This is a genomic window from Novosphingobium nitrogenifigens DSM 19370 (assembly GCF_000192575.1).
GTDB lineage: Bacteria > Pseudomonadota > Alphaproteobacteria > Sphingomonadales > Sphingomonadaceae > Novosphingobium > Novosphingobium nitrogenifigens.
Map to the genome: position 1 here is coordinate 71,207 of NZ_GL876934.1, position 21,873 is coordinate 93,079.

General features: G+C 64.4%; 22 protein-coding genes. 7 read left to right on the forward strand and 15 right to left on the reverse strand.

Annotated features, from left to right (window positions below; translation table 11 throughout):
• Window positions 1-3 precede the first annotated feature (3 nt).
• Window positions 4-1,446, forward strand: a complete 1,443-nt coding sequence (locus tag Y88_RS14460) for a tetratricopeptide repeat-containing sulfotransferase family protein (RefSeq protein WP_008070572.1) — start codon at window positions 4-6, stop codon at window positions 1,444-1,446.
• A gap of 144 nt (window positions 1,447-1,590) precedes the next feature.
• On the opposite strand, the gene Y88_RS14465 is transcribed toward Y88_RS14460, so the two are convergent.
• The 4 genes from Y88_RS14465 to Y88_RS14475 form a co-directional block, all read right to left on the reverse strand.
• Entirely contained in the window at window positions 1,591-4,050 is a 2,460-nt protein-coding gene (locus Y88_RS14465) for a TonB-dependent receptor (RefSeq protein WP_018075820.1), read from the reverse strand.
• Window positions 4,051-4,584: 534 nt separating this feature from the next.
• The gene (locus Y88_RS14470) at window positions 4,585-5,733 is read right to left on the reverse strand and encodes an aromatic ring-hydroxylating oxygenase subunit alpha (protein WP_008070576.1); all 1,149 of its coding nucleotides are present in this window, start codon (window positions 5,731-5,733) and stop codon (window positions 4,585-4,587) included.
• A gap of 178 nt (window positions 5,734-5,911) precedes the next feature.
• Complete coding sequence (locus Y88_RS19410; RefSeq protein WP_008070577.1) at window positions 5,912-6,070, reverse strand: hypothetical protein; 159 nt, start codon at window positions 6,068-6,070, stop codon at window positions 5,912-5,914.
• Window positions 6,071-6,186: 116 nt separating this feature from the next.
• Window positions 6,187-7,782 (reverse strand): isocitrate lyase, encoded by a 1,596-nt coding sequence (locus tag Y88_RS14475; RefSeq protein WP_008070579.1) that lies wholly within the window; start codon window positions 7,780-7,782, stop codon window positions 6,187-6,189.
• Between the two features lie 164 nt (window positions 7,783-7,946).
• On the opposite strand from Y88_RS14475, the gene Y88_RS14480 reads away from it, so the two are divergent.
• The 6 genes from Y88_RS14480 to Y88_RS14505 all read left to right on the forward strand — a co-directional run bounded on the left by Y88_RS14480 (window position 7,947) and on the right by Y88_RS14505 (window position 14,310).
• Window positions 7,947-9,410 (forward strand): helix-turn-helix domain-containing protein, encoded by a 1,464-nt coding sequence (locus tag Y88_RS14480; RefSeq protein ID WP_018075819.1) that lies wholly within the window; start codon window positions 7,947-7,949, stop codon window positions 9,408-9,410.
• Between the two features lie 84 nt (window positions 9,411-9,494).
• Window positions 9,495-10,004 carry a GNAT family N-acetyltransferase gene (locus Y88_RS14485; RefSeq protein WP_008070584.1) on the forward strand — a complete coding sequence of 170 codons (510 nt, stop codon included), beginning with the start codon at window positions 9,495-9,497 and terminating at the stop codon, window positions 10,002-10,004.
• A 23-nt stretch (window positions 10,005-10,027) separates the two neighbouring features.
• Window positions 10,028-10,615, forward strand: a complete 588-nt coding sequence (locus Y88_RS14490; RefSeq protein ID WP_008070587.1) for a DUF1285 domain-containing protein — start codon at window positions 10,028-10,030, stop codon at window positions 10,613-10,615.
• Complete coding sequence (locus Y88_RS14495; RefSeq protein ID WP_008070589.1) at window positions 10,612-11,229, forward strand: NUDIX hydrolase; 618 nt, start codon at window positions 10,612-10,614, stop codon at window positions 11,227-11,229. Before Y88_RS14490 ends, Y88_RS14495 begins: the two co-directional genes overlap by 4 nt.
• A complete protein-coding gene (locus Y88_RS14500; protein WP_008070591.1) occupies window positions 11,226-12,413 on the forward strand; it encodes a CCA tRNA nucleotidyltransferase in 1,188 nt (395 codons plus the stop codon). Before Y88_RS14495 ends, Y88_RS14500 begins: the two co-directional genes overlap by 4 nt.
• A 133-nt stretch (window positions 12,414-12,546) precedes the next feature.
• Window positions 12,547-14,310, forward strand: a complete 1,764-nt coding sequence (locus Y88_RS14505; RefSeq protein ID WP_008070593.1) for a methyl-accepting chemotaxis protein — start codon at window positions 12,547-12,549, stop codon at window positions 14,308-14,310.
• A 12-nt stretch (window positions 14,311-14,322) separates the two neighbouring features.
• Here the strand turns inward: Y88_RS14505 and Y88_RS14510 are convergent, their stop codons facing one another.
• The 11 genes from Y88_RS14510 to Y88_RS19225 form a co-directional block, all read right to left on the reverse strand.
• On the reverse strand, window positions 14,323-15,099 hold the full coding sequence (locus Y88_RS14510; protein ID WP_018075818.1) for a S1C family serine protease: 777 nt from the start codon (window positions 15,097-15,099) through the stop codon (window positions 14,323-14,325).
• Between the two features lie 171 nt (window positions 15,100-15,270).
• Window positions 15,271-15,819 (reverse strand): J domain-containing protein, encoded by a 549-nt coding sequence (locus Y88_RS14515; protein ID WP_018075817.1) that lies wholly within the window; start codon window positions 15,817-15,819, stop codon window positions 15,271-15,273.
• Between the two features lie 162 nt (window positions 15,820-15,981).
• Window positions 15,982-16,500 carry a peptidoglycan-associated lipoprotein Pal gene (gene pal / locus Y88_RS14520; protein ID WP_008070600.1) on the reverse strand — a complete coding sequence of 173 codons (519 nt, stop codon included), beginning with the start codon at window positions 16,498-16,500 and terminating at the stop codon, window positions 15,982-15,984.
• Between the two features lie 117 nt (window positions 16,501-16,617).
• A complete protein-coding gene (tolB, locus tag Y88_RS14525) occupies window positions 16,618-18,054 on the reverse strand; it encodes a Tol-Pal system beta propeller repeat protein TolB (protein ID WP_008070601.1) in 1,437 nt (478 codons plus the stop codon).
• 45 nt (window positions 18,055-18,099) lie between these two features.
• Complete coding sequence (locus tag Y88_RS14530) at window positions 18,100-19,152, reverse strand: energy transducer TonB (protein WP_232281098.1); 1,053 nt, start codon at window positions 19,150-19,152, stop codon at window positions 18,100-18,102.
• Between the two features lie 36 nt (window positions 19,153-19,188).
• Window positions 19,189-19,644: an ExbD/TolR family protein gene (locus Y88_RS14535; protein ID WP_008070603.1), complete on the reverse strand. Its 456-nt coding sequence runs from the start codon at window positions 19,642-19,644 to the stop codon at window positions 19,189-19,191.
• Window positions 19,645-19,649: 5 nt separating this feature from the next.
• Window positions 19,650-20,351 carry a protein TolQ gene (gene tolQ, locus Y88_RS14540; protein WP_008070604.1) on the reverse strand — a complete coding sequence of 234 codons (702 nt, stop codon included), beginning with the start codon at window positions 20,349-20,351 and terminating at the stop codon, window positions 19,650-19,652.
• Window positions 20,352-20,361: 10 nt separating this feature from the next.
• Window positions 20,362-20,829: a YbgC/FadM family acyl-CoA thioesterase gene (locus Y88_RS14545; RefSeq protein ID WP_008070605.1), complete on the reverse strand. Its 468-nt coding sequence runs from the start codon at window positions 20,827-20,829 to the stop codon at window positions 20,362-20,364.
• 105 nt (window positions 20,830-20,934) lie between these two features.
• The gene (locus Y88_RS14550; RefSeq protein WP_008070606.1) at window positions 20,935-21,312 is read right to left on the reverse strand and encodes a histidine triad nucleotide-binding protein; all 378 of its coding nucleotides are present in this window, start codon (window positions 21,310-21,312) and stop codon (window positions 20,935-20,937) included.
• Between the two features lie 2 nt (window positions 21,313-21,314).
• Complete coding sequence (locus Y88_RS14555; protein WP_008070607.1) at window positions 21,315-21,638, reverse strand: phosphoribosyl-ATP diphosphatase; 324 nt, start codon at window positions 21,636-21,638, stop codon at window positions 21,315-21,317.
• Between the two features lie 51 nt (window positions 21,639-21,689).
• On the reverse strand, window positions 21,690-21,866 hold the full coding sequence (locus Y88_RS19225) for a hypothetical protein (RefSeq protein ID WP_157132668.1): 177 nt from the start codon (window positions 21,864-21,866) through the stop codon (window positions 21,690-21,692).
• Window positions 21,867-21,873 lie beyond the last annotated feature (7 nt).

A 21,873-nucleotide genomic window follows, 5' to 3' on the forward strand; every position in this document is an offset into this window, starting at 1 on the left:
AGCATGAGCCCCGAGCAGTCGCAAGCCCACGTCCAGGCGCACGAACTGATGCGCGCGGGGCGCCATGCCCAGGCCCTCCCCCTTGCCCGAAAGGCCGTCGCGGGCCTTTCGCGGTGTACGCCCGCACAAGGCCTGCTCGCCGCGATCCTGCTCAATCTGGGGCAGGATCGCGAGGCGCTTTCCGTGATCGAGGCCGCCAGTGCCCTGCCCGAGGCGGATGCTGCCGGATGCGATACGCTGGCCCATGCCTGTCTCCGGCTCGATCGCCCCGTCGAGGCCAATGCGCTCTATCGTCGTGCCGCCAACCTTGCCCCCCATGCCGCAGGCGCGTGGTACAACCTTGCTGCCAGCGAGCGCGGCCTTGGTCATCTGGAGGCGGCCGAGGCGGCCTGCGACCGGGCCATCGCCTGTGATCCGGCGCATTATTCAAGCTATCTGCTGCGCTCCGAACTGCGCGTGCAAAAGCCCGAGGCGAACCACGTCGAAAGCCTGCGGGCAGTGCTCGCGACGCTTCCGCCCGGGTCGCCGCCGCGCGTTCCGCTCGGCTATGCGCTGGCCAAGGAACTCGACGACATCGGCGCCTACGACGAAGCCTTCGGCTGGTTTGCCGAGGCCGCTGCCGTGCGCCGTCGCCATCTGGCCTATGATGTCGCCACCGACGAGCACAAGCTTGCCCGCATTGCGGAAGTCTTTGCCCCGGTCATCCCGACGACACCGCGCAAGGACCGGGCGAAATTCGTCTTCATCATCGGCCTGCCGCGCTCGGGCACGACCCTTCTCGAACGCGTGCTGTCGAACTTGCCCGGCGTTGCCAGCAACGGCGAAACCGACAATTTTGCCCGGGCCCTGCTGTCGGCAACACCGCCGGGTTCCGAAGACATCTTTGCCCGCGCCGCGCGTGCCGATCCCGCCCTTGTCGGAGCAACCTATGCACGCCTCGCAGAGCGCCGGGATGCGGAGACCGTGATCGAAAAGCTGCCGATGAATTACCTCTACCTCGGCGCAATCCGGCAGGCGCTACCCGATGCGGCCTTGCTCGTGCTGCGCCGCCCCGCGCTCGACAGCTGCTTTGCGATGTTCCGCACGCTGTTCGGCGAGGCCTATCCCTTCAGCTACAATTTCAACGATCTCGCCCGCTATTACGCCGCCTACGACCGGCTGATGGACCATTGGCGAGACCGTCTGGGCGGAGCTTTGCACGAAGTCGACTATGCCTCGCTCGTGACCGAACCGGAAACGACGTCCTCCTCCGCCGCCGCGCATTGCGGCCTCCCCTGGCAGGACAAGGCAACAGCCATCGAGACCAACCGCGCGGCCTCGTTCACCGCAAGCGCCGCGCAAGTCCGGCGCCCGATCTATCGCACCTCGCTCGATCGCATCGGCCACTATCGCGACCAGCTCGAGCCGCTGGCGAAAGCCCTGCGCGCGCACGGTATCGGGGTTTAGTTCAAAATTCGCTGAAAAAGGCCGCAACGGCCCACTCCCGCACCCGACCGCCCACAGAATACTATCATTGGGCGGTCGGGTGCGGGAGTGGGCCGTTGCGGCCTCTTGGGAATTCCGGCATCACCGGAATTCCCAATCGGACGATCAAAACGCGCGCGAGACCCGCAGGCCCATCTCGCGGGGACGATTGACGGTATAATCGTCGGTCAGGTTGTTGAATTCATGGACCTGCGTCGGCGGGACCAGCACCCACTGGCTGTTGACGAGGTTCTTGGCATAGATCGTCGCGCGCCAGAGGCCGTGCTTGATTTCAGCCGAGGCATTGAGGACCGCATATTCGGTCGACCGCGAAACCGTGGTCGTGCCGAGGCTGCTGGCAATGCCCATCGCGACCGACGTGCGATAGTTGCCGTTGAGGTTAAGCGTCATCTGATAACCCGGCGCGATCGGCGTCGTGTACTGCAGATTGGCCCCGGCGCTGAACTTCGGGCTACCGGGCAGCTGCTGACCCGAAACGCCCGAGATCAGGCCATCGACAATCACCCCATGACCATTGTTCGCGGGCAGCGAGAACGGCGCGGTCAGGCGCGCGTCGGCATAAGCGGCACTAACCGAATAGGTGAGCCCACGGATCGGCAGCGGACCGCTGACTTCCGCTTCGAAGCCCTTGGATGAAGCGGAGACGCCATTGTAGACGGCAAGGTTGCCCGACGGCAGGCTCGATGCGATCTGCGGGTTCGACCACTTGATGTAGAAACCGTCGATCGAGTAGTTGAAGCCGTTGCGCAGGTGCCCCTTGAAACCGCCTTCGAAGTTGTTGGTCTTGTCCGACTTGTAGGTCGCAAGCTGCGAACTTTCCTGGAAAATCCCGGTCAGCGGAACCGAGTTGGCACCACCGCGACGGAACCCTTGCGACCACAGTGCATAGACGAACTGCGAATGCGACCACTCGTACGAGATGTTCGCCTTGCCGATGAACTTGCCGGTCGTCGAGCGGTGCGGCGAGGCCGGAATATCGGTCGGGAACGTATAGTCCACATAGGACTGCGAGTCGGTGAACCACTGCGAGAAGTGACGCAGGCCGCCGGTAATCTGCAACTTGTGCGTGATGTGCCAGGTCAGTTCGCCGAAGACCGAGAAATCGGTGAAGCGCTGGTTGTCGATCTGCTGGAAATTGATGTCCTGCGGATTGGCGATGACAAGACAGGGCGACGATGCGCCGCTGCCCGCCTGACCGTTGCAGCCCTGTGCCACCGAGCGTTCGGGCGACCCCGGAACGGCAATGGTCCACGATCCGCTGCGGCTCTGGTTTTCATAGAACGCGCCCAGAGCGAAATCGATCTTCTTGTCAGGCCCGCCCTTCGACACCAATCGCAATTCCTGCGCAAAGGTGTGGTTGTGGTCGTCGAATTCCTGATCGTAGACGAAGCGGGGATTGGCCGGAACGCCCGCGTAGTAGGAAAGATAGGCACCATTGGCGATCCCGGCGAGATCGTAGGTATTGTCTTCGAGCGTGTGTCCTGTGCTGGTCTGGATCGTCGTCGTCGTCGACAGTGTCGCAAAGCCCGCGTCATAGCTGGCATCGACACTGATCAGGTTGGTATTGCGGTTGAACGGCTGGTCGATCCGCGAATAGGCGGTGTACTTGCCGCCCGCAGGCAGCGCGTAGCTCGAATCCAGCGCCGACGCCCCACCGGCATAGTCGGTGTTCACCACCGGACCGCCGTCACCCTTCACATAGGAATGAAGGTAGGAAACCTCGAGCTTGAACTCGTCGACAGGCTGCCACAGCAGCGCCGCGCGCGTGGTCAGCGTGCGCTGATAGTTCCAGTCCTTCTTGTTGTAATAGACCGGCGAGCTGTTGACCGGATCGGCCGGGTTCGCGAGCGTCGGGATCGCCGAAACGCCGCTGCCGTCGGTCTTCATCAGGCCATAGGCGTCGATGAAGCCGGGATCGTAGGAATATTTCGCCGAACCGCGAAACGCCAGCGTCTTGGTCAACGGAATGTTGAGCATGCCACCGAAAGTATAGCTGGGGTCGCTCGCGTGCGAGACCTTGCCGACGCTGGCTTCGGCATTGCCCTTGAACACGCCGAGTTCTGGCGAATTGGGCAAGATACGCAGCGCACCGCCGAGCGAACCGGCACCATAAAGCGTACCCTGCGGACCGCGCAGCACTTCGACCTGCTTGATGTCGTCAAGCTGGATATAGCCTTCGACCGGCGAATTGCCGATGTAGACGCCGACCGGGCTCTGTTCGAAATTGCGGAAGCCGCGCGTGGGCGAGCCGGTGGCGTTGATACCGCGAATGATCGGAACCGTCGCACCGGCATTGCGCGCACCGGCGTCGAACATGCTGAGGCCCGGAATGCTCTGCGTCAGCGAGGCGAGATCGGTAACCCCCGCATGGGCGAGCGCGCGGGCGTCAAGCACCGACATCGAATAGGGAACGCTTTCCAGCTTCTGGTCCCGGCGATTGGCCGTGACGACGATTTCCTGCGCCGCCGGCGCGTCGGCGGCCGAGGTTGCGGTTACCGGAGCTGCCTCGGCATGGGCGGCGAGCGGCATCATGGCCGCACCGACCGCCAGCATGGCGCCCAGCATCACACTTCGGGATGGGGATGCACCAGAATAAAGAGATGTGGTTGAACAAAGGGTTGCGACATCACACGGCTTCATTCTGTATTCCCCATGTTTTTCAGGCGCAGGTCATCGATCGCAGAAGTGGCAATCCCTCGATGCCGCGCGCTGCCTCATTGCATTGAACGTGTCTTTTCATGCGCATCGGGCCTGCCTGCCCTGCGCGTGGAAACTCTCGCTGGTCCGGTCACGTCCCGTCTTTTGCTGCGACGGGACTCCTCCCCCCGGTCACTTTGCAAGGACGCTTCGGAAGCCTGCCTCAAGCGCTTCCATGAGGGGGAGATTATGAATCATGTACACCTATGTCAAGAATGACGACTATGGCGTACGCAAATCGATTCCAATTTTTAAATATTGTTTTTCATGAGTTTACCGCAGTCACGAAAGGATTTCGCTTATAAGGGAGGCAGGAAAGCCACGATCAAGGGGGCTTTCGCGCACGAACAAGCAGGCGCCGAGTCACGACGCCGCAAGGTCCGTCACACCCTGGATGGAAGACTATTCAGCAGCCTCCGCCGCCGCGACCCCGACAAGCATCCGCCCGAGATAAAGCTGAAAGTCGCGGATCGTCCCTTCGTAATCGGCCGGAGCGAGCAACCCCGGAGCAAAGGCCCGAGCCCTGAGCCCGACAGTCACCCGTTCGAGCTGTGCCTTGTCCTCGGAATTGGCCGCGTGATAGAGATCGAGCCGCCGCTCGAGCTCTTCGGGCGCAATCTCGCCATGAACGGCAACGCCCCAACGCGCGATGACGCCGTCGGTGCCGTCGGGCAACAACGCCATGTAGAGAACCTGGTGCGGGCAGACGCCCATGACCAGTCCCGGAAAGATCCCGACCATCACCGAACAGCGCCGTTCCTCGCGCGTCAGGTCGGGGTGGCAATCGCCCCGATCGGGGCACGCCGGGGTATAATGCGCCCTGTAACCGGTAAAGCCCGGACCGCCGGGAAAATATTCGCACAGCTCGGTCGGCGTGATCGGCTTGAGCGAGGCCTCGTGAACCACCGAAAGGTGGTACCCTTCCATGAAATTCTCGAACAGCGATTTCCAGTTGGTGCCCCATCGCTCTTCGACGACGGCGGCATGACGCATGGCTTCGGGGTGATAATTGCGCAGGATCGGATCGAGCCCGGCAAGATCGGGCGCCAGCGGCCCGGCCTCGCCCGACAGATTGACGAACAGGAACCCCGCCCAGATCTCACTGCGGAATTCGGGCAAGGCGCAAGCCGCGCGATCGAACCCGGCGACCTGCCGCATCATCGGCGCCCCGATCAGCGAGCCGTCATGGCGATAAGTCCAGGCGTGATAGGGGCAGGAAAAAGCGGGCGCATTCCCGCTCCCTTGCGCGACGAGCGCAGCCCGATGGCGACAGACGTTGGAGAGAACCCGGATCGTCCCCTCGCCGTCGCGCACGATCAGCAAGGGCTCGTCCAGCACCGTCATCGTCCGGTAATCGCCCGCATCCGGCGTCTCGTCCACACGGCCAAGGCACAGCCAGCCGTCACGAAACAGCCTGTCTTCTTCCAGCGCCAGGAATTGCGGCGACGTATAGAACGCCCCCGGCAAGGCCCGCGCATCCCCCGAACAATGCGCCGCCAGGGCCCTGACAAGATCGGCAGGAGCAAGATCGGATGTCATCGACGGGGCCATGGCACAGTCTCTTTTCGCAAATCCCTGGAGGAACAGGCGAAAGCTGACACCGCGCTCCGAGCGGCGGCAACTTCCTAGTTACACCGCGCTTCCGATGCGTAAAAGAAAAGGCCTGCGGTACCATGTCGGTACCGCAGGCCCGCTTTCCTCCCCAGGAAAGTACCAGTTTGAAGCCCTCTTACCGGCCCATGGCGCTGCCAAGGCGGTGGTAGAGGTTCGAGAACTTCACCGATTCCGGCGTGTCCTCGATGTGCTTGAGATAGAAAAGTACAGCCTCGCGGATCAGCCGGAAGTCCTCCGTGGAGAGGACCGCACGAGCGCGTTGAGGTTCAGCCATGCTCAGTCTCCTTCTTCAGTCTTCGTGGCAAAATGCCGCGAACTTGATTTTCTGCAGCCGGTGGGCCGTCCTGTTCCGCATCCACCCTGGGGCGGATGCGGAATGGCCCCCCAAAATTATGCCGCGAACTGGTTCATCGTGTTGTGAGCGCCGCCGGCCTTGAGAGCCGCTTCACCCGCGAAGTATTCCTTGTGGTCGTCGCCCATGTCCGAACCGGCCATGTTCTGGTGCTTGACGCAGGCCAGGCCTTCACGGATTTCGCGACGCTGCACCCCGGCGACATAAGCCAGCATGCCTTCTTCACCGAAGTAGCCCTTGGCGAGCGTGTCGGTGCTGAGCGCCGCGGTGTGGTAGGTCGGAAGCGTGATGAGGTGATGGAAGATCCCCGCTTCACGCGCCGCGTCCCGCTGGAAGGTCTGGATGCGGGCATCGGCTTCGGTGGCAAGTTCGGTGCCGTCGTAGTCGACGCTCATCAGCTTCGCACGGTCATAACCCGACACATCGCGCCCTTCCGCAGTCCAGGCGTCGAACACCTGCTGACGGAAGTTGAGCGTCCAGTTAAAGCTCGGCGAGTTGTTGTACACGAGCTTGGCGCCCGGGACGACTTCGCGAATGCGGTTCACCATGCCGGCGATCTGACCGATGTGCGGCTTTTCGGTTTCGATCCAGAGCAGGTCGGCCCCGTTCTGAAGGCTGGTGATGCAGTCGAGCACAACGCGGTCCTCGCCGGTTCCCGAACGGAACTGGAAGAGGTTCGAGGGAAGACGCTTGGGACGCAGCAGTTCGCCGTTGCGGCTGATCAGCACGTCGCCGTGGCCGAGGTTGGCCGCGTCGACCGCTTCGCAGTCGAGGAAGCTGTTGTACTGGTCGCCAATGTCGCCCGCTTCACGGACAACCGCGATCTGCTTGGTCAGGCCCGCGCCGAGCGAGTCGGTACGCGCCACGATCACGCCGTCGTCAACGCCCAGTTCGAGGAAGGCATAACGGACCGCGCGGATCTTCGCGAGGAAGTCTTCGTGCGGAACGGTAACCTTGCCGTCCTGGTGACCGCACTGCTTTTCGTCCGAGACCTGGTTTTCGATCTGGATGCAGCAAGCGCCTGCTTCGATGAACTTCTTGGCAAGCAGGTAGGTCGCTTCGGCGTTGCCGAAACCGGCGTCGATGTCGGCAACGATGGGAACCACATGGGTTTCATAGTTGTCGATCACGTGCTGAAGACGCTGGATTTCGACTGCGTTGCCTGCTTCGCGTGCCTTGTCGAGATCGCGGAAGATCATGCCCAGCTCGCGGGCATCAGCCTGCTTGAGGAAGGTGTAGAGTTCCGCGATCAGCGCCGGGACGCTGGTCTTTTCGTGCATCGACTGGTCGGGCAGCGGACCGAATTCGCTGCGCAGGGCGGCAACCATCCAGCCCGACAGGTAGAGGTAACGACCCTTGGTGGTGCCGAAGTGCTTCTTGATCGAGATCAGCTTCTGCTGCCCGATGAAGCCGTGCCAGCAGCCCAGCGACTGGGTGTAGTTGGCCGGATCGGCGTCATAGGCGGCCATGTCGGCGCGCATCACCTTGGCGGTGTAGCGGGCGATGTCGATACCGGTCAGGAACCGGTTCTGGAGGCGCATGCGAGCCGCGGATTCGGCTTCGATGCCGTCCCACTTCGCACCGTAGGTCGAGATTGCTTCGCCGGCGGCGGCGATGGTCTGCTGATAGGTCATTGAACCTGTCCCGTGTTGGTTGTGATTCGAATTTCCCGCGACCCGGCAGGGCCGCCTGACGAGTTGTGGATTACCCCGTCCGATCGCGGGCTGGGAGAGCCTGCGAAGTGCTCTTGTCAAACTTTACAGATTTTGCTTGTACAGTTGTACAGAACTTGACGGATATGCCAGTGGCCCACTCTTCCGAACCCAAACGCACCGCTTTACCCAAAGGCGAGGACGCCCCAAGGGACAATGCCGCCCGCCCGCTCTACCTCGGCCCCCGGATCAAGCGCCTGCGCCGGGAACTCGGCCTCACACAGCAAGCCATGGCCGAGGACCTCGGCATCTCGCCCAGCTACGTCGCACTGATCGAGCGCAACCAGCGCCCGCTGACCGCCGACCTGCTGCTCCGCCTTGCCCGCAGCTACAAACTCGACATGAGCGAACTCGCCGCCGATGAGCGCGACGATTACGCCCGCCGCCTTTCGGGCATGCTCAAGGACCCGATCTTTGCCGAGATCGACCTGACCTCTCTCGAGATCAGCGACATCGCGACCAGTTTCCCCGGTGTTGCCGAGGCCATGCTGCGCCTCCACGGCGCCTATATCCGCGAACAGCAGGCTCTGGCCGGTCTCCGCGAGGGAACCGGCGGCGACAGCATTGCCGATCCGGTCGGCGACGCCCGGCGCTTCATGTCAACCCGCCGCAACCATTTCCCGACGCTCGACGCCCGCGCCGAAAGCCTCGCCGACGAAATCGCGCGCACGGGCGGACAACAGGAATGGCTGCGCAAACAGGGCGTCCGCCTGCGCTTCATGCCCGCCGACGTCATGATGGGCGCCCTGCGCCGCTATGACCGCCACAACGAACAATTGCTGATCGACGACGCGCTCAAGGCCGAACAGCGGCAGTGGCAAATCGCGGTCCACATCGCCTATACCGCCTTGCGCACCGAAATCTCGGCGCTGGTCCGGGGCGAAAGTTTTGCAACGCCGACCGCCGCCCAACTCGTGCGCCGCGCTCTTGCCGCCTATACGGCCGGGGCCCTGCTCATGCCCTACGACAAGTTCGCGCGCGCAGCACAAGCGCGCGGACACGACATCGACGTGCTCGCCGGGATGTTCGGCGCAAGCTTCGAACAAGTCGCCCATCGCCTGACCACGCTCGGGCGACCGGGCCATGAAGGCGTGCCGTTCTTCTTCATCCGCGTCGATGCAGCAGGCAATGTGTCGAAGCGGTTCGACGGCACCGGCTTTCCCTTTGCCGCGCATGGTGGCGGTTGCCCGTTATGGACCCTGCACCAGGTCTTTCGCTGGCCGGGACAAATCCTGCCGCAATGGCTGGAAATGCCAGACGGGCAACGCTTCTTCTCGATCGCGCGCACGGTGACGAGCGGCGGCGGCGGCCACGACCGCCCGGTCACGATCCGCGCCGTCGCTCTCGTCTGCGCCGCCGAACATGCCGACAAGCTGGTCTATGCCCGGCCCGAGGGCATGCCCGCCCCGCCCGCGACACCGATCGGCATGACCTGTCGCCTGTGCAATCGCGCCGAATGCACCGCGCGCAGCGAACCACCGCTTGGCCGCGACATCCTGCCCGAGGATTACCGGCGCGTGGCCGCCCCCTTTGCCTTTGCCGAAAGTTGAGCAAAAGCGCCGCGCGGTTGCGGCGAAGGACATCGACCGCTATCGCGCCCGCTCCATCCGACTCGAACCGCGAAGGCACTGCCCGTGGCCACCATCATTCCCCTTGCCGATGTAGATCCCGCTCTGGTCGAAACCCTGCTCGACACCGCATTCGAGCCGGCGCGACACCAGCGTACGGCCTACAAGGTGCGCGAAGGCATGGACTGGCTGCCCACCCTGTCCTTTGCCGCACTCGATGACGACGACATGCTGGTCGGCACGATCCAGTGCTGGCCGGTCGCCCTGACCGATCCGCAGGGCCGCGCCCACCCGATGATCATGGTCGGCCCCGTCGCCGTCATGCCCGGGCTTCAGGGGCTGGGCTACGGCAAGGCCCTGGTCACCGCCAGCCTGTCGGCGATCGACCCGCGTGCGCCGCTGCCGCAGGTCCTGATCGGCGATCCGGAATACTACGAACGCTTCTTCGGCTTTTCCAACGCCCAGACCGGCGGATGGAGCCTGCCCGGGCCGTTCGAACAGCGCCGCCTGCTGTGCCGCGCGGCCAACCCCGCCGTCCTTCCCCGCGAAGGCATGCTGGGGCCTTGGCGCGGCTGACGCGATCTGGCAGGGCATAAGCCGTGCCCTATACGCCGCCGCCCGAACTTGCCGCCCTGACCCTTGCCGAACTGGCCGAGGCGGTGGCCGCGCGCCGCCTGCCTCCGGTCGAGCAATGGACGCCCGATCGCGAAGGCGACAGCCTGATGCGTATCGCCGCTGACGGGACATGGTATCACGACGGCGGTCCGATCACGCGTCCGGCAATGGTGCGGGCCTTTTCCGGCCTGCTCCTGCGGGAAGCCGACGGCCGCCACTACCTCGTCACCCCGCACGAGAAACTCGCGATCGCGGTCGAGGACGCAGCCTTTATCGCGACCGACATGGACGTGCGCCACGATGAAGCGGGCCGCCCGGTGCTGGCGTTTCGCCTCAACACCGACGATGTCGTGCTGGCGGGGCCGGACCACCCCCTGCGCGTAGCCGGAACGGCGGATACGCCCGCGTTCTATCTCGGCGTGCGCCACAGCACCGAGGCGCGCCTCAACCGCAGCACGTATGGCCAGTTGATCGACCACGCCCTTGCCGTGTCCGGACCAGAAACGCTGGCGCCAGAAACGCTGGCAGTCGAATCCGGGGGCATGCGTTTCCCCCTTCTGCCCGGCACATGACCGACGCGCTCTATGACCGGCTTGCCCGGCTTCATGCCCAAGGCCATGGGCGCGAGGAAAGCCCGCCCTGGCGCGACTGGCGGCCGCCGCCGGGCGTACGCCTGCGTCCGGCGGCCGTCCTCATTGCAGTAACCGACCGCCCCGGCCATCCCGACGGGCCGGGCGTTCTCCTGATCCAGCGCCCATCGACCATGCGCGCGCATCCCGGACAGGCGGCTTTTCCCGGCGGCAAGCTCGACCCGGGCGAAAGCGTCGTCGAAGCGGCCCTGCGCGAGGCGGAAGAGGAACTGGGCATCGACCCGGCGCTGGTTCGCGTGGTCGGCGAGACCGATCGTTTCCGCACCGGCACCGGCTATGACGTCGCGCCGGTTCTGGCTGTCGTTCCCGGCGACATCGCGATCCAGCCGAACCCGCAGGAAGTCTCCCAGTGGTTCGAGCCGCCGTTCGGTTATATCCTCGATCCCGCCAACCAGCATCGGCGCTCTGCCGAATTCAACGGACGGCGCGGCGAATATATCGAGATCCTCTGGAACGAACACCGCATCTGGGGCGTGACCGGCGGGATCATCGCCAACCTGTCCCATCGCATTTCCTGGAACGGACCGAAGTCTTGACGTCATCCCTGCCCGCCGCGCCGTGGACCCGGCGCGAAGACCTTGCCGAAGTTGTCCTCGCACTCGATCCCGATGGCGAAGGCCTCTGCCGCTGGGTCGGCGGGGCCGTGCGCGACACGCTGGTCGGGATCGCGGTCAAGGATATCGACATGGCGACGCGGCTCCTGCCCGAGGAGACTCTCGCCCGTCTGAAAGCCGCCGGGATCAAGGCCATCCCGACCGGCCTTGCCCACGGTACGGTGACTGCCCTCACGGCCGGTGGCCCGGTCGAAATCACCACCTTGCGCCGCGACGTCGAAACCGACGGGCGCCATGCGACGGTCGCCTTTTCGACCGACTGGCGCGAGGATGCCGCCCGCCGCGATTTCACCATCAACGCGCTCTATGCCGACCCGCGCACGCTGGAAATCAGCGACTATTTCGGCGGTCAGGCCGATCTCGCCGCACACCGCGTTCGCTTCATCGGTGACGCGGAAACCCGCATTCGCGAGGATTACTTGCGGATCCTGCGCTATTTCCGCTTCCACGCCCGGTTCGGCTCATTGCCCGCCGACGCGGAAGCCGAAGAGGCCTGTGCCCGCCTTGCGCCCGGCCTCAAAGGCCTGTCGCGCGAGCGGGTCGGCTGGGAACTCCTGCGCCTGCTCGGCCATCCCGACCCGGCACCCACGCTGCGTCGCATGGCCGAACTCGGCGTTCTGGCGCAGATCCTGCCCGAGGCCGATCCCGAAGCCCTGCCCCCGCTGGTCGCCGCCGAGGCATGCGAAAACGTCGCTCCCGATTCCCTGCGGCGCCTTGCCGCCATCCTGCCGCCCGATCCCCCGCTTGCCGAACAGGTCGCCGCGCGCCTGCGGCTTTCCACGGCGCAGAAAAAGCGGTTGGCGACTGCCGCTGCACGAACGAGTGAAACCGGAGAGCCCCGAGCGCTTGCCTATCGGCTGGGCATGACCGAGGCGAGCGACCGCCTGTTGCTCGCCGGGCAAAGCCTTGCTCCGCTTGCCGGATGGAGCCCGCCGACTTTCCCGCTCAAAGGCGGAGCCATCGTTGCGCGGGGCATCGGTGCGGGCCCCATGGTTGCCCGCCTGCTTCGCACGGTCGAAAACCGCTGGATCGACGAAGGATTTCCTGACGAGGAAAGAATCGAGGCAATGCTGCAGGAAGAGATCGCACGCCTGCCTTCGACCTGAACCCGATGCTGCAAAACCTAACCAAACGTTACGCGCAGCATTACGCTTTCATCATGTACCGCGAATAGCGATCCTTAAATTCCACCGATGGTAGTCCCGCTGTTGATACACTGAAAAACAACAGCAGGCTGCCATGGCTTTTCTCGGGTCGCTCAAGATCGCAACCATCTCTCTTGCCGGTACTCTCGTCATTGCGGCGACCGGACTTGCGGGAACATTCATTCCCTCCATGGCCGCGCTGGAAGCCAGCAATAGCCTCGACATGCTCAAGGGCAATGCCATGCCCAGCGTACGGTCGTTTTCCGTTCTGGCCATCGCCATCGGCAACGCCCGCGTCTCGACCTACAAGGTGACTCAACCCCTCTCCCCACAGGAAGCCGCTGCGGCCCAGCAGGACTACGTCGATCGCGTCGCCACCGTCGACAAGCTGATTGCCGACTACGCTCCGCTTGTTTCAGACGATCACGAGGCGCAGCAATATTCCACGCTCAAGGCCACGTGGGGGCAATGGAAAGAGAAAGTCGGCGAAGCCGTGCGCATTGCCGCAACCGACAAGTTTGCCGGTGCCGAATACCTGTCGCACGATGCCAAGCCGCTCGGCCTTGAGATGCAAAAGCGTGTTCAGGAAGAGCTCGACTACAACGTCCTCCTCGCCAACAACAAGATCGATGAGGGGGCGCACGCCGTTTCCGAGGCCGTCCGCCTGGCCATCATCACCGGCGGGCTCTCGATCCTGCTTGCGCTCGCGATCGTCGCGCTGATGCGCAACCGCGTCACAGGGCCGCTCAACGGGATCGCCCGTGCCATGGGTGACATGGCCGCCGGAAATCTCGACCGCGAGGTTCCTCATACCGACCTCACCGACGAAGTCGGCGCAATCAGCAACGCATTGGTGGAAATCAAGCGCAGCGTGGCCGAACGCGCCGCCGCCTCTGCCGAAACCGAAATGGCCGCCCAGCGCCGGATCGTCTCCGCCCTGGGCAACGGCCTCTCCGCACTCAAGGCCGGCCGCCTCACCCATGTCATCCACGAGGATTTCCCCGGCGAATATCGCGTCCTGCGCGAAGACTTCAACGCCGCGCTCCTCGCCCTGCGCGACATCATCGGCGACGTGAACCAGGCCTCCGACAGCGTCCGCACCGGCGCCCACGAGATCTCGTCCGCCGCCAACGACCTTGCCCGCCGCACCGAGGCACAGGCTGCCTCGCTCGAAGAAACCGCAGGGGCCGTCCGCAGCCTGACCGAAGCTGTCGCCGAGACCGCTCAGTCGGCAGGCGAAGCCGAAGGCATCGCCCACAACGCTTCGACCAGTGCGGAAAACGGGGCCGAAGTCATGACCAAGGCCGTTCACGCCATCAACCAGATCGCCGAATCGACCAAGAAGACAAGCGAGATCGTCGCCCTGATCGAAGGCATTGCATTCCAGACCAACCTGCTCGCTCTCAACGCCGGGGTCGAAGCCGCCCGCGCAGGCGAAGCCGGCAAAGGCTTTGCAGTCGTCGCCAACGAGGTTCGTGCACTGGCTCAACGCAGCGCCGAAGCGGTGAAGGACATCAACGCCATCATCGGCACCAGCAATCGCGACGTGGCAGATGGGGTCTCCATGATTGCCGAGACCCAGACCGCACTCGACCGCATCCGCGAATGCAACACCGAACTGACCGCGCTGATCAACACGATCGCCCGCGCCTCTCATGAACAGTCGAGCGCCATCTCGCAGGTCAATGGCCGCATCAGCGACATGGATCGCATGACCCAGCAGAACGCCGCGCTGGTCGAAGAATCGACTGCGGCCGCCCACAGCCTTGCCAATCAGGCCAATGGCCTCGGCTCGCTCGTGTCGCGCTTTGACATCGGCAGCGGCGGCGGCACTCGCCACCTCTCCCGCGCGGCCTGATCCCGCCTGAGGTCAGGAGCCTCCGGCTTGCCCATGGGCAATGCGCGGAACCACGGTCATGATCGTATCGACGGGGACGGCAAAACCGATCCCCGCCGATGCCCCCGAAGGACTGTAGATCGCGGTATCCATCCCGATCAGACGCCCGCTTGAATCAAGAAGCGGGCCGCCCGAATTGCCCGGATTGATCGCGGCGTCGGTCTGGATCAGGTGGTCCACCCCCTGCCCACCATTGCCACCCGGCAGGGACCGGTCGAGCGCCGACACGATCCCGGTCGTCAGCGTCCAGTCGAGCCCGAACGGATTGCCGATCGCAAAGACCTTTTGCCCGACTTTCAGGTCCCGACTGGTCCCGATCGGAATCGGCGGCGGCCTGCGGAACGAGACCCCGATTTTCAGCAAGGCGATATCGTTGTCGGGGCTGGCCCCCACCAGCGACGCCTGAAACCGACGCCCGTCGGCGAGACGGATCGTCGCGGCCGATGCCCCCTGAATGACGTGAAAGTTGGTGAGGACATGTCCGGCATCGTCCCAGATGATGCCCGATCCGGTCCCGCGCGGAACCGAGAAGACATTGCGCGACCACACGTCCTCGACCAGTTGCGAGGTGGAGATCGAAACGACCGATCCCCGCGCATTCTCGAACAGGGCAATCGTCGCCTTTTCATCCGAGGCCAGATCCCCACGCGGCGTCACTGTCCGCCCAGCCCCGTTGTCAGGCGAAATCAGCGCATCGATCCGGGGCAGCATGTGCCACAGGATCATCAGCGACGCGATGCACAGGGTCATCACGACCCAGCGCCCATTCCCGGACGGGGGCATTTTGGGGGAGCGAGGCGGCTGCGGCCCTTGGGGCCATGGAGATTGCGGCGGGTTCATCGCGCCCGGAAATGACCCGCACTCGGGTTTCCGGTCAAGAGGCAGGCCTGATCAAGAACGTAGGCAGGGCCCGCCGAAGGCTCAGAAAGTTCCCTCAGGTCCTTTCCAGGTCCGGCGTTCCTCGGCCGCGCGCAGCACTTCATAGGCGACTTGCAGCTTCTGGAATTCCTTCGCCGCCGCCTCGTCGCCGGGACGGACATCGGGATGGACGAGCTTGGCCTTGGACCGCCACGCCTTGCGCACGGCATCGAAATCCGCATCGGGATCGAGTTCGAGCACTTCGAGTGCGCGCAGTTCATCGCGGCTCCTGCTGCCGTCTCCCGGCCCCGCCCAGGCATTCCACGACGACTGGCGATAGCTTGCGCCTTCGGCACGTTCGGCCTGTTCGCGGGCGCTCGCCTCTTCCTTGTCCAGCCCTTCGAAATAGTTCCAGTTGGAATTGTATTCGGCAGCGTGGCGTTCGCAGAAATACCAGCGTTCGGGCGAGTTGGGCGACTTGGGCGCCGGGCAATTGCCCGGCTGGTCACATCCGGCACGGTCGCACATGCGCACGGGCTTTGCCTCGCGGCCGCTGCCATAGCCGCGCCAGCGAGGGAATCCCCAGTCGTTCGTTCGTCCTTGTCGGCTCATGACCGTTTCTGAAAGCCAATGCAGCCGGGAAGGTCAAGCGATTGGTGGCCGATCACCTTCCCCCGCAGGTGTGTTTCCGCATAGCAAAAGGCCCGGGGAACCCATGTCCCCCGGGCCTTTGTGCCGGGTATCGGAGCGCCGATTACCTGAACCGTTTCCGGATCATTCGACCGTGATGGTCACCGCACGGCGGTTCTTGGCCCAGCTTGCTTCATCCGAACCCAGCGCGATCGGACGTTCCTTGCCGTAGCTCACCGTATTGATGCGGCTGGCATCGACGCCAAGGCCGACCAGATAGGTCTTGGCCGCATTGGCGCGGCGTTCGCCCAAGGCAAGGTTGTATTCGCGGGTGCCGCGTTCGTCGCAGTGCCCTTCGATGGTGATCTTCTTGCCCGGATACTTGGCCAGCCACTGCGCCTGGCTCTGCAGGATGCCCTGGCTTTCGGTATCGACATTGTACTTGTCGAGCTCGAAGTGGATGGTGTCGGAAATCACCGAGGCAAGGAAGTCGGCCTGGCTGCCCGGAACCGGTCCGGCGGGCGCCGGAGTGGGCGGCGGCGGCGGCGTGCGGGTGGTGGTAGCAGCCTCGGGCTGGGGCGGCAGTTCCTTGGGCTTACCGGCGCAACCGGCGAGAGCAAGGCTGGCGAGAACAACCGAAGCGGTCAAAATCTTGGGCGTCATCAGGAGGATCTCCTTGGGGGAGCGACGGAGGGAAGTTGCATCGGTACAAACGGAATCGCAACCGGATTCCCGTTGCATGTGCGAAACACTACGAAGATTTAAGATAACCGCCGAAGATCACGGCAGAACCGGGCCCCATGCAGGGTCGGAGGCATCTACCGGCGTTTTGAGGCGCCGTTCGTTGCGTCCGGTCAAGTCCACCTGCCAAATGCTGGTATGCCCGGTGTTTTTCTCGGTCCGGAAGAACTGGATGATGCGTCCGTTGGGAGCCCAGGTCGGCGCTTCGTCCTGCCAGCTGTCGGTCAGATAGCGCAGGTTGTTGCCGTCCGGGTCCATCACCGCAACGCGAAGATTGCCAGCGATGTGAGTAAACGCGATCTGGTCCCCGCGCGGGCTCCATTCAGGCGTTGCCGCCCGTCCGCCAAAAAAGCTGATGCGGTGCTGCCCCGAACCGTCGGAGTTCATCACATAGACCTGCTGGCTGCCCGAACGGTCACTTTCGAACACGATCTTGCGACCGTCGGGCGAGAAGCTGCCGCCGATATTGATACCCGGCGTATTGGTCAGGCGTTCCGACGGACCGCCCGAGGCAGGCACGCGATAGATGTCGGTGTTCCCGGCAATGGCCATCGAATAGAGAATGGATTTCCCGTCCGGCGACCAGCGCGGCGCGAACGTCGGCCCCTTGCCCTCGGTCACCAGACGCTGGCTGCCGCTGCCGATGTCATAGACATAGATGCGCGGGCGGCCGTCGAGATAGCTGAGATAGAGGATCTTGCTGTAATCGGGCGAATAGCGCGGCGTCAGCGCGGTCGCCTGACCATTGGTGATGAAGCGGTGGTTGGCCCCGTCCGAATCCATGATCGCCAGCTGCTTGCGCCGATGATCCTTGGGACCGGTCTCGGCGATATAGGCAATCTTGGAATCGAAGAACGGGCTTTCCCCCGACAGGCGCGAATAGACCATGTCGGCGCACTTGTGCGCGGCACGGCGCCAGTCTTCGGGCTTTACCACATAGCCTTCGCGCGCCAGTTCCTGTCCCAGCGCGACGTCGTAGAGATAGCATCCGACGGTCAGGCGCCCATCGGCCCCGCCCTTCACGAACCCTTGCACCAGCATTTCGGCCGAACGCGCGCGCCATCCCGAAAAGGCAGGCGCAGTCACTTCGGCATAAGCGATACCCGGCAGGCTGTCAGGCCCGGTCGGCTTGAACAACCCGTTGAACTTCAGATCGTTGAACACGACGCGGGCCAGATTGCGCCCGACCGCTTCGGTGTTCCCGCCTTCAGCTCCCGTCGCCACCGGGCGATCGGTCGGGAAGCTCGGAATGGCAATGCCGAGATCGCGCCAGGCGCTGTCATCAGTGACCGACCCGGTCAACCCGCCCGAGGACGCTGCATTGGCCGCTTGCGGCGCATTCGACGCGGGCAAGGCCTGCTGCTGCGCATGGGCAGCCCCGGCAAGGCCGAAACCGAGGGCAAGGACGGCCGCCCCGCATCGCACCAGCGAAGCGAAGGACGGCACCGCACCGGTCAGGGGAATCTTGTCAGTCATGGGATCATGCAGTCCTGTGCGTGAAATTGCGTGCTGCAAACGCGCCTATTGCGAAAGTTTGCGGTCGAAACGGAAAGCGGAAACATGCCGCCAGGTGGCATAAGCCTGTGGCGGCAGCTTGAACGGGGCGGCAAGCTGCACCGCCCGGATTGCGAGTTCGGCGTGGCGTTGCGCCTGTGCGCGATTGGCGTCGGTAATCCCGCTCTGCGACACGACCGTTGGCCTTCCTGCCAGCGTCCCGTCGGGATTGAGCGTCCAGGCCAGAACCGTCACCAACTTGTCAGTATCGACGCCATCCGGAGCCGACCAGTGCGGCTTGATCTGGCGGGACACCGCGCTCACCAGGCTGGCGGTCGAAACCGCGCCGAGCTTGTCGCCCGGCGAGACCTTGTCGGTGCCCGGGCTCGAAACGCCGGGAATGCCTTTCAGGAAATCCGGGCCGATCTTGCTGCCCCCAACCGGAGCATTGGGGTGAACGCGCGCGCGCGTATCGCCTCCCGACTGCGCCTTCGCAGACGCCGCCTTGGAGGGAGCGGATTTGGCCGGAGCGGGCTTTGCCGCACTGGGTTTTGCCGCAGTGGGTTTTGCCGGGGCCGGTTTCGCGGGCTTTGCCTCTGCCCTGGGTTCCGGCTTGGGCTCAGGCTTCGGCTTGGGCATCGGCCGGGGAGCGGGCTTGGGCTCAGGTTTTGGCTGGGGTTCCGGCTTCGGATGGGGAACCGGCTTGGGCACCGGTTTCGGCTGCGGCTTGGGCTCAGGCCTGGGTTCGGGCCGCGGTTCCGGTTTCGCGACAGGCTGGGGTTTGGGCGGCTGGGGCTTTGGTGCAGGCTGAGGTTCCGGCGCAGGCGGCGGCGGGGCAGCCTGGGGCGCGGGCTCATCGGCGTGCTCGGGCTCGCCCAGTTGGGGCGCCACGTCGGGCGCGGGCTGCGCATTGGGCTTGGGCGAAACCGATTCGTCGGCAATGGTATCGGCCAGCGACACCGTCACCCGTTCCGGCGGCGGCTGAACCGTCCGTCCCGGAGGCGACAGCGTCAGCCCCGCGATCAACGCGACGTGCGCGACAATCGCGATGCCAAGGCCAAGGCCTTCTTCCCGTGTCATTCCGTTCGGCGGAGTTTCGCGCATCAGATCGCCGCCCTAGGGTGCCTCGACTGAACCGTTGGTGACCAGCGAGATGGATTTGAACCCGGCGGAATTGAGTTCACCCATCACCGCGATCACCCGGCCATAGTCGAGATGACGGTCAGCGCGCAGCGTCACCAGCGGCAGTTTCCCGTCCGCATCGCGCGTCACGCTGGTCAGCCGGTCGGTCAGTTCGCCCGGGGCGAGTTCCTGATTGTCGAGGAACAGGCGCCCTTCCCCATCCATGCTGATGGTGATCTCGTGCGGCTCTTCCTTGAGCGCCTCGGCCTTGCTGTCGGGCAGGTCGATCGGCACGCCCGCGCTCAGCATGGGCGCGGTCACCATGAAGATGATCAAGAGGACCAGCATCACGTCGACGAGCGGCGTGACGTTGATTTCCGACATCGGCCCGGCCCGGCCGCGTCCGCGCCGCCGACGCCCGCCGCCCGGAGAGGCAAGGTTCATCGCCATTGCGCTTACTGCTCCAGTTCGCGGCTGAGCGTGGTGTGGAAACGGTCGGCAAAGCGGAACAGGCCGGTTTCGAACCCGTTCACCCGGTGGGAGAAGCGGTTATAGGCGACCACCGAGGGAATGGCCGCGAACAGGCCGATCGCGGTTGCGAACAGGGCTTCGGAAATGCCCGGCGCCACCACCGCGAGCGAGGAATTCTGCTGCGCGCCGATGTTGAAGAAGCTGTCCATCACGCCCCACACGGTCCCGAACAGCCCGACGAACGGAGCCACGGTCCCGACGGTCGCCAGAAAGTTGAGCCGATTGGACAGGCGATCGGTTTCCTGCGTCACCGCGCTTTCCATCGCCATCGACAGGCGCTGGCGCGTGCCTTCGCGGTCGATCGACTTGCCCGAGGTCGAACGACGCCATTCGGCAAGGGCTGCGGAAACCACGCGAGCCGAGGGGATGTCCTGATCCTCGTGGCTCTTTTGATAGGCGTCGATATCGCGGGCCGACCAGAAGCCGTCCTCGTACTTGCGGCAGCGCGACCGCACGAGCGTCATGCGCACCATGAACCCGACGATGATCGTCCAGACCCAAACCGAGGCGAGCACCAGCCCACCCATCACGATCTGGACGACGATGTCGGCGTGCAGGAACAGCTCGACCGGGTTGAGCCGGGTCGGCGCACCGGAAACACCGGCGGCAAGGGCTTGGAGCATCATGCGCAAACTCTCATTCGGTCTCGAGTGGGGTGGTTGGCGGTGCGATCACCGCGCGAAAGGCTTCCATCCAGGCAGGCGGCTGGCGACGCGGACGCCCGTTCGGAGCGACAAACGCAACGCGCACACTCGCACTGCACAAGAGATCATCGCCGCGCCGGGCTTCCTGTTCAAGCCGGCAAGTCGCCGGGGACAGATCGCCGACGCGGGTCACGATCACGACAGCATCGTCAAGCCGCGCGGGGCGCAGATAGCGCAAGGCGACCTCGGTCACCGCATAGGCGCCCTCGCCCGCTTCGTGCGCGGCGCGCTGATCGATGGAAAGACAGCGCAGGAGGTCGGAACGCGCCCGTTCAAACCAGCGCAGATAATTGGCGTGGTAGACCACCCCCGACAGGTCGGTGTCCTCGAAATAGACCCGCACCGGAAACAGGTGACAGGCGCCGTCGAAACGGCCGGAGGGCGGTTCGGGGGAAACCATGGTCTGAGTTAGTAGCCGCAGCCCCGAACCAAGGGCAAGGCCGCGCCTTGTTAAAATGCGTTTAAAGGCATGCGCGGCCCGCCCCGATCACGGGGCGGCTGGACTTCAGATGGCCAGCATCGGGCCGAGCGGGCGCCCGGCAAAGACGTGGACGTGAAGATGGGGCACTTCCTGATGCGCGTCCGACCCGACATTGGCGAGCAGGCGGTAGCCGGGCTCGACATGCCCCGCTTCGCGCGCGACATGACCGACGGCACGAACGAATCCGGCAATTTCCGCTTCGCTCGCCTCGCTCGAAAAGTCGTCCCAGCTGACATAGCGCCCCTTGGGAATCACCAGAACGTGAGTCGGCGCCTGCGGGTTGATGTCGTGAAAGGCCAAGGCCCAATCATCTTCATAGACCTTGCGCGCGGGGATCTCGCCCCGCAGGATCTTCGCGAAAATATTCTGATCGTCGTAGGGCTGGGTGGCATCGACGGCCATGATCAGGAACTCCTGCTCGCTTTTTCGACAATCCCCGATGTCCCTTCGCGCCGGGCCAGTTCGGCCAGCACCGTGTCGAACGCGACGCCGCGTTCGGCCAGCAGCACGAAAAGATGGAAGACAAGATCGGCGGCCTCTCCGGTCAGGGCCGCATCGTCGCCGGTCAGGGCGGCAATGACCACTTCGGTCGCTTCCTCGCCGACTTTCTGCGCGATCTTGCCAAGTCCCTTGGCATGAAGGCGCGCCACATAGCTGCTGTCGGGGTCGCCGCCGAGGCGGCCTGCGATCACCGTCTCAAGACGGGAGAGAAGATCGGCGTGGTCCATTGCGCGACGGCCATGAAGCGCGACGAGGCGAAGGTCAAGGCTCCCGCGACTTCAGTCGCGGCGCCGGGCCACCTGCCGCCCGATCACCAGTCCGACAACTCCCAGTGCCAGCAAGGCGAGCGCCGCCGGTTCATCGACTTGCGCGCTGTCGGCCGCCTGCGCCCATGCGGGCGAGGCTGCCACAGCCAGTGCGACAAAGGGAACCATGCGGAAAATCATGGGGTTCACCTATCGC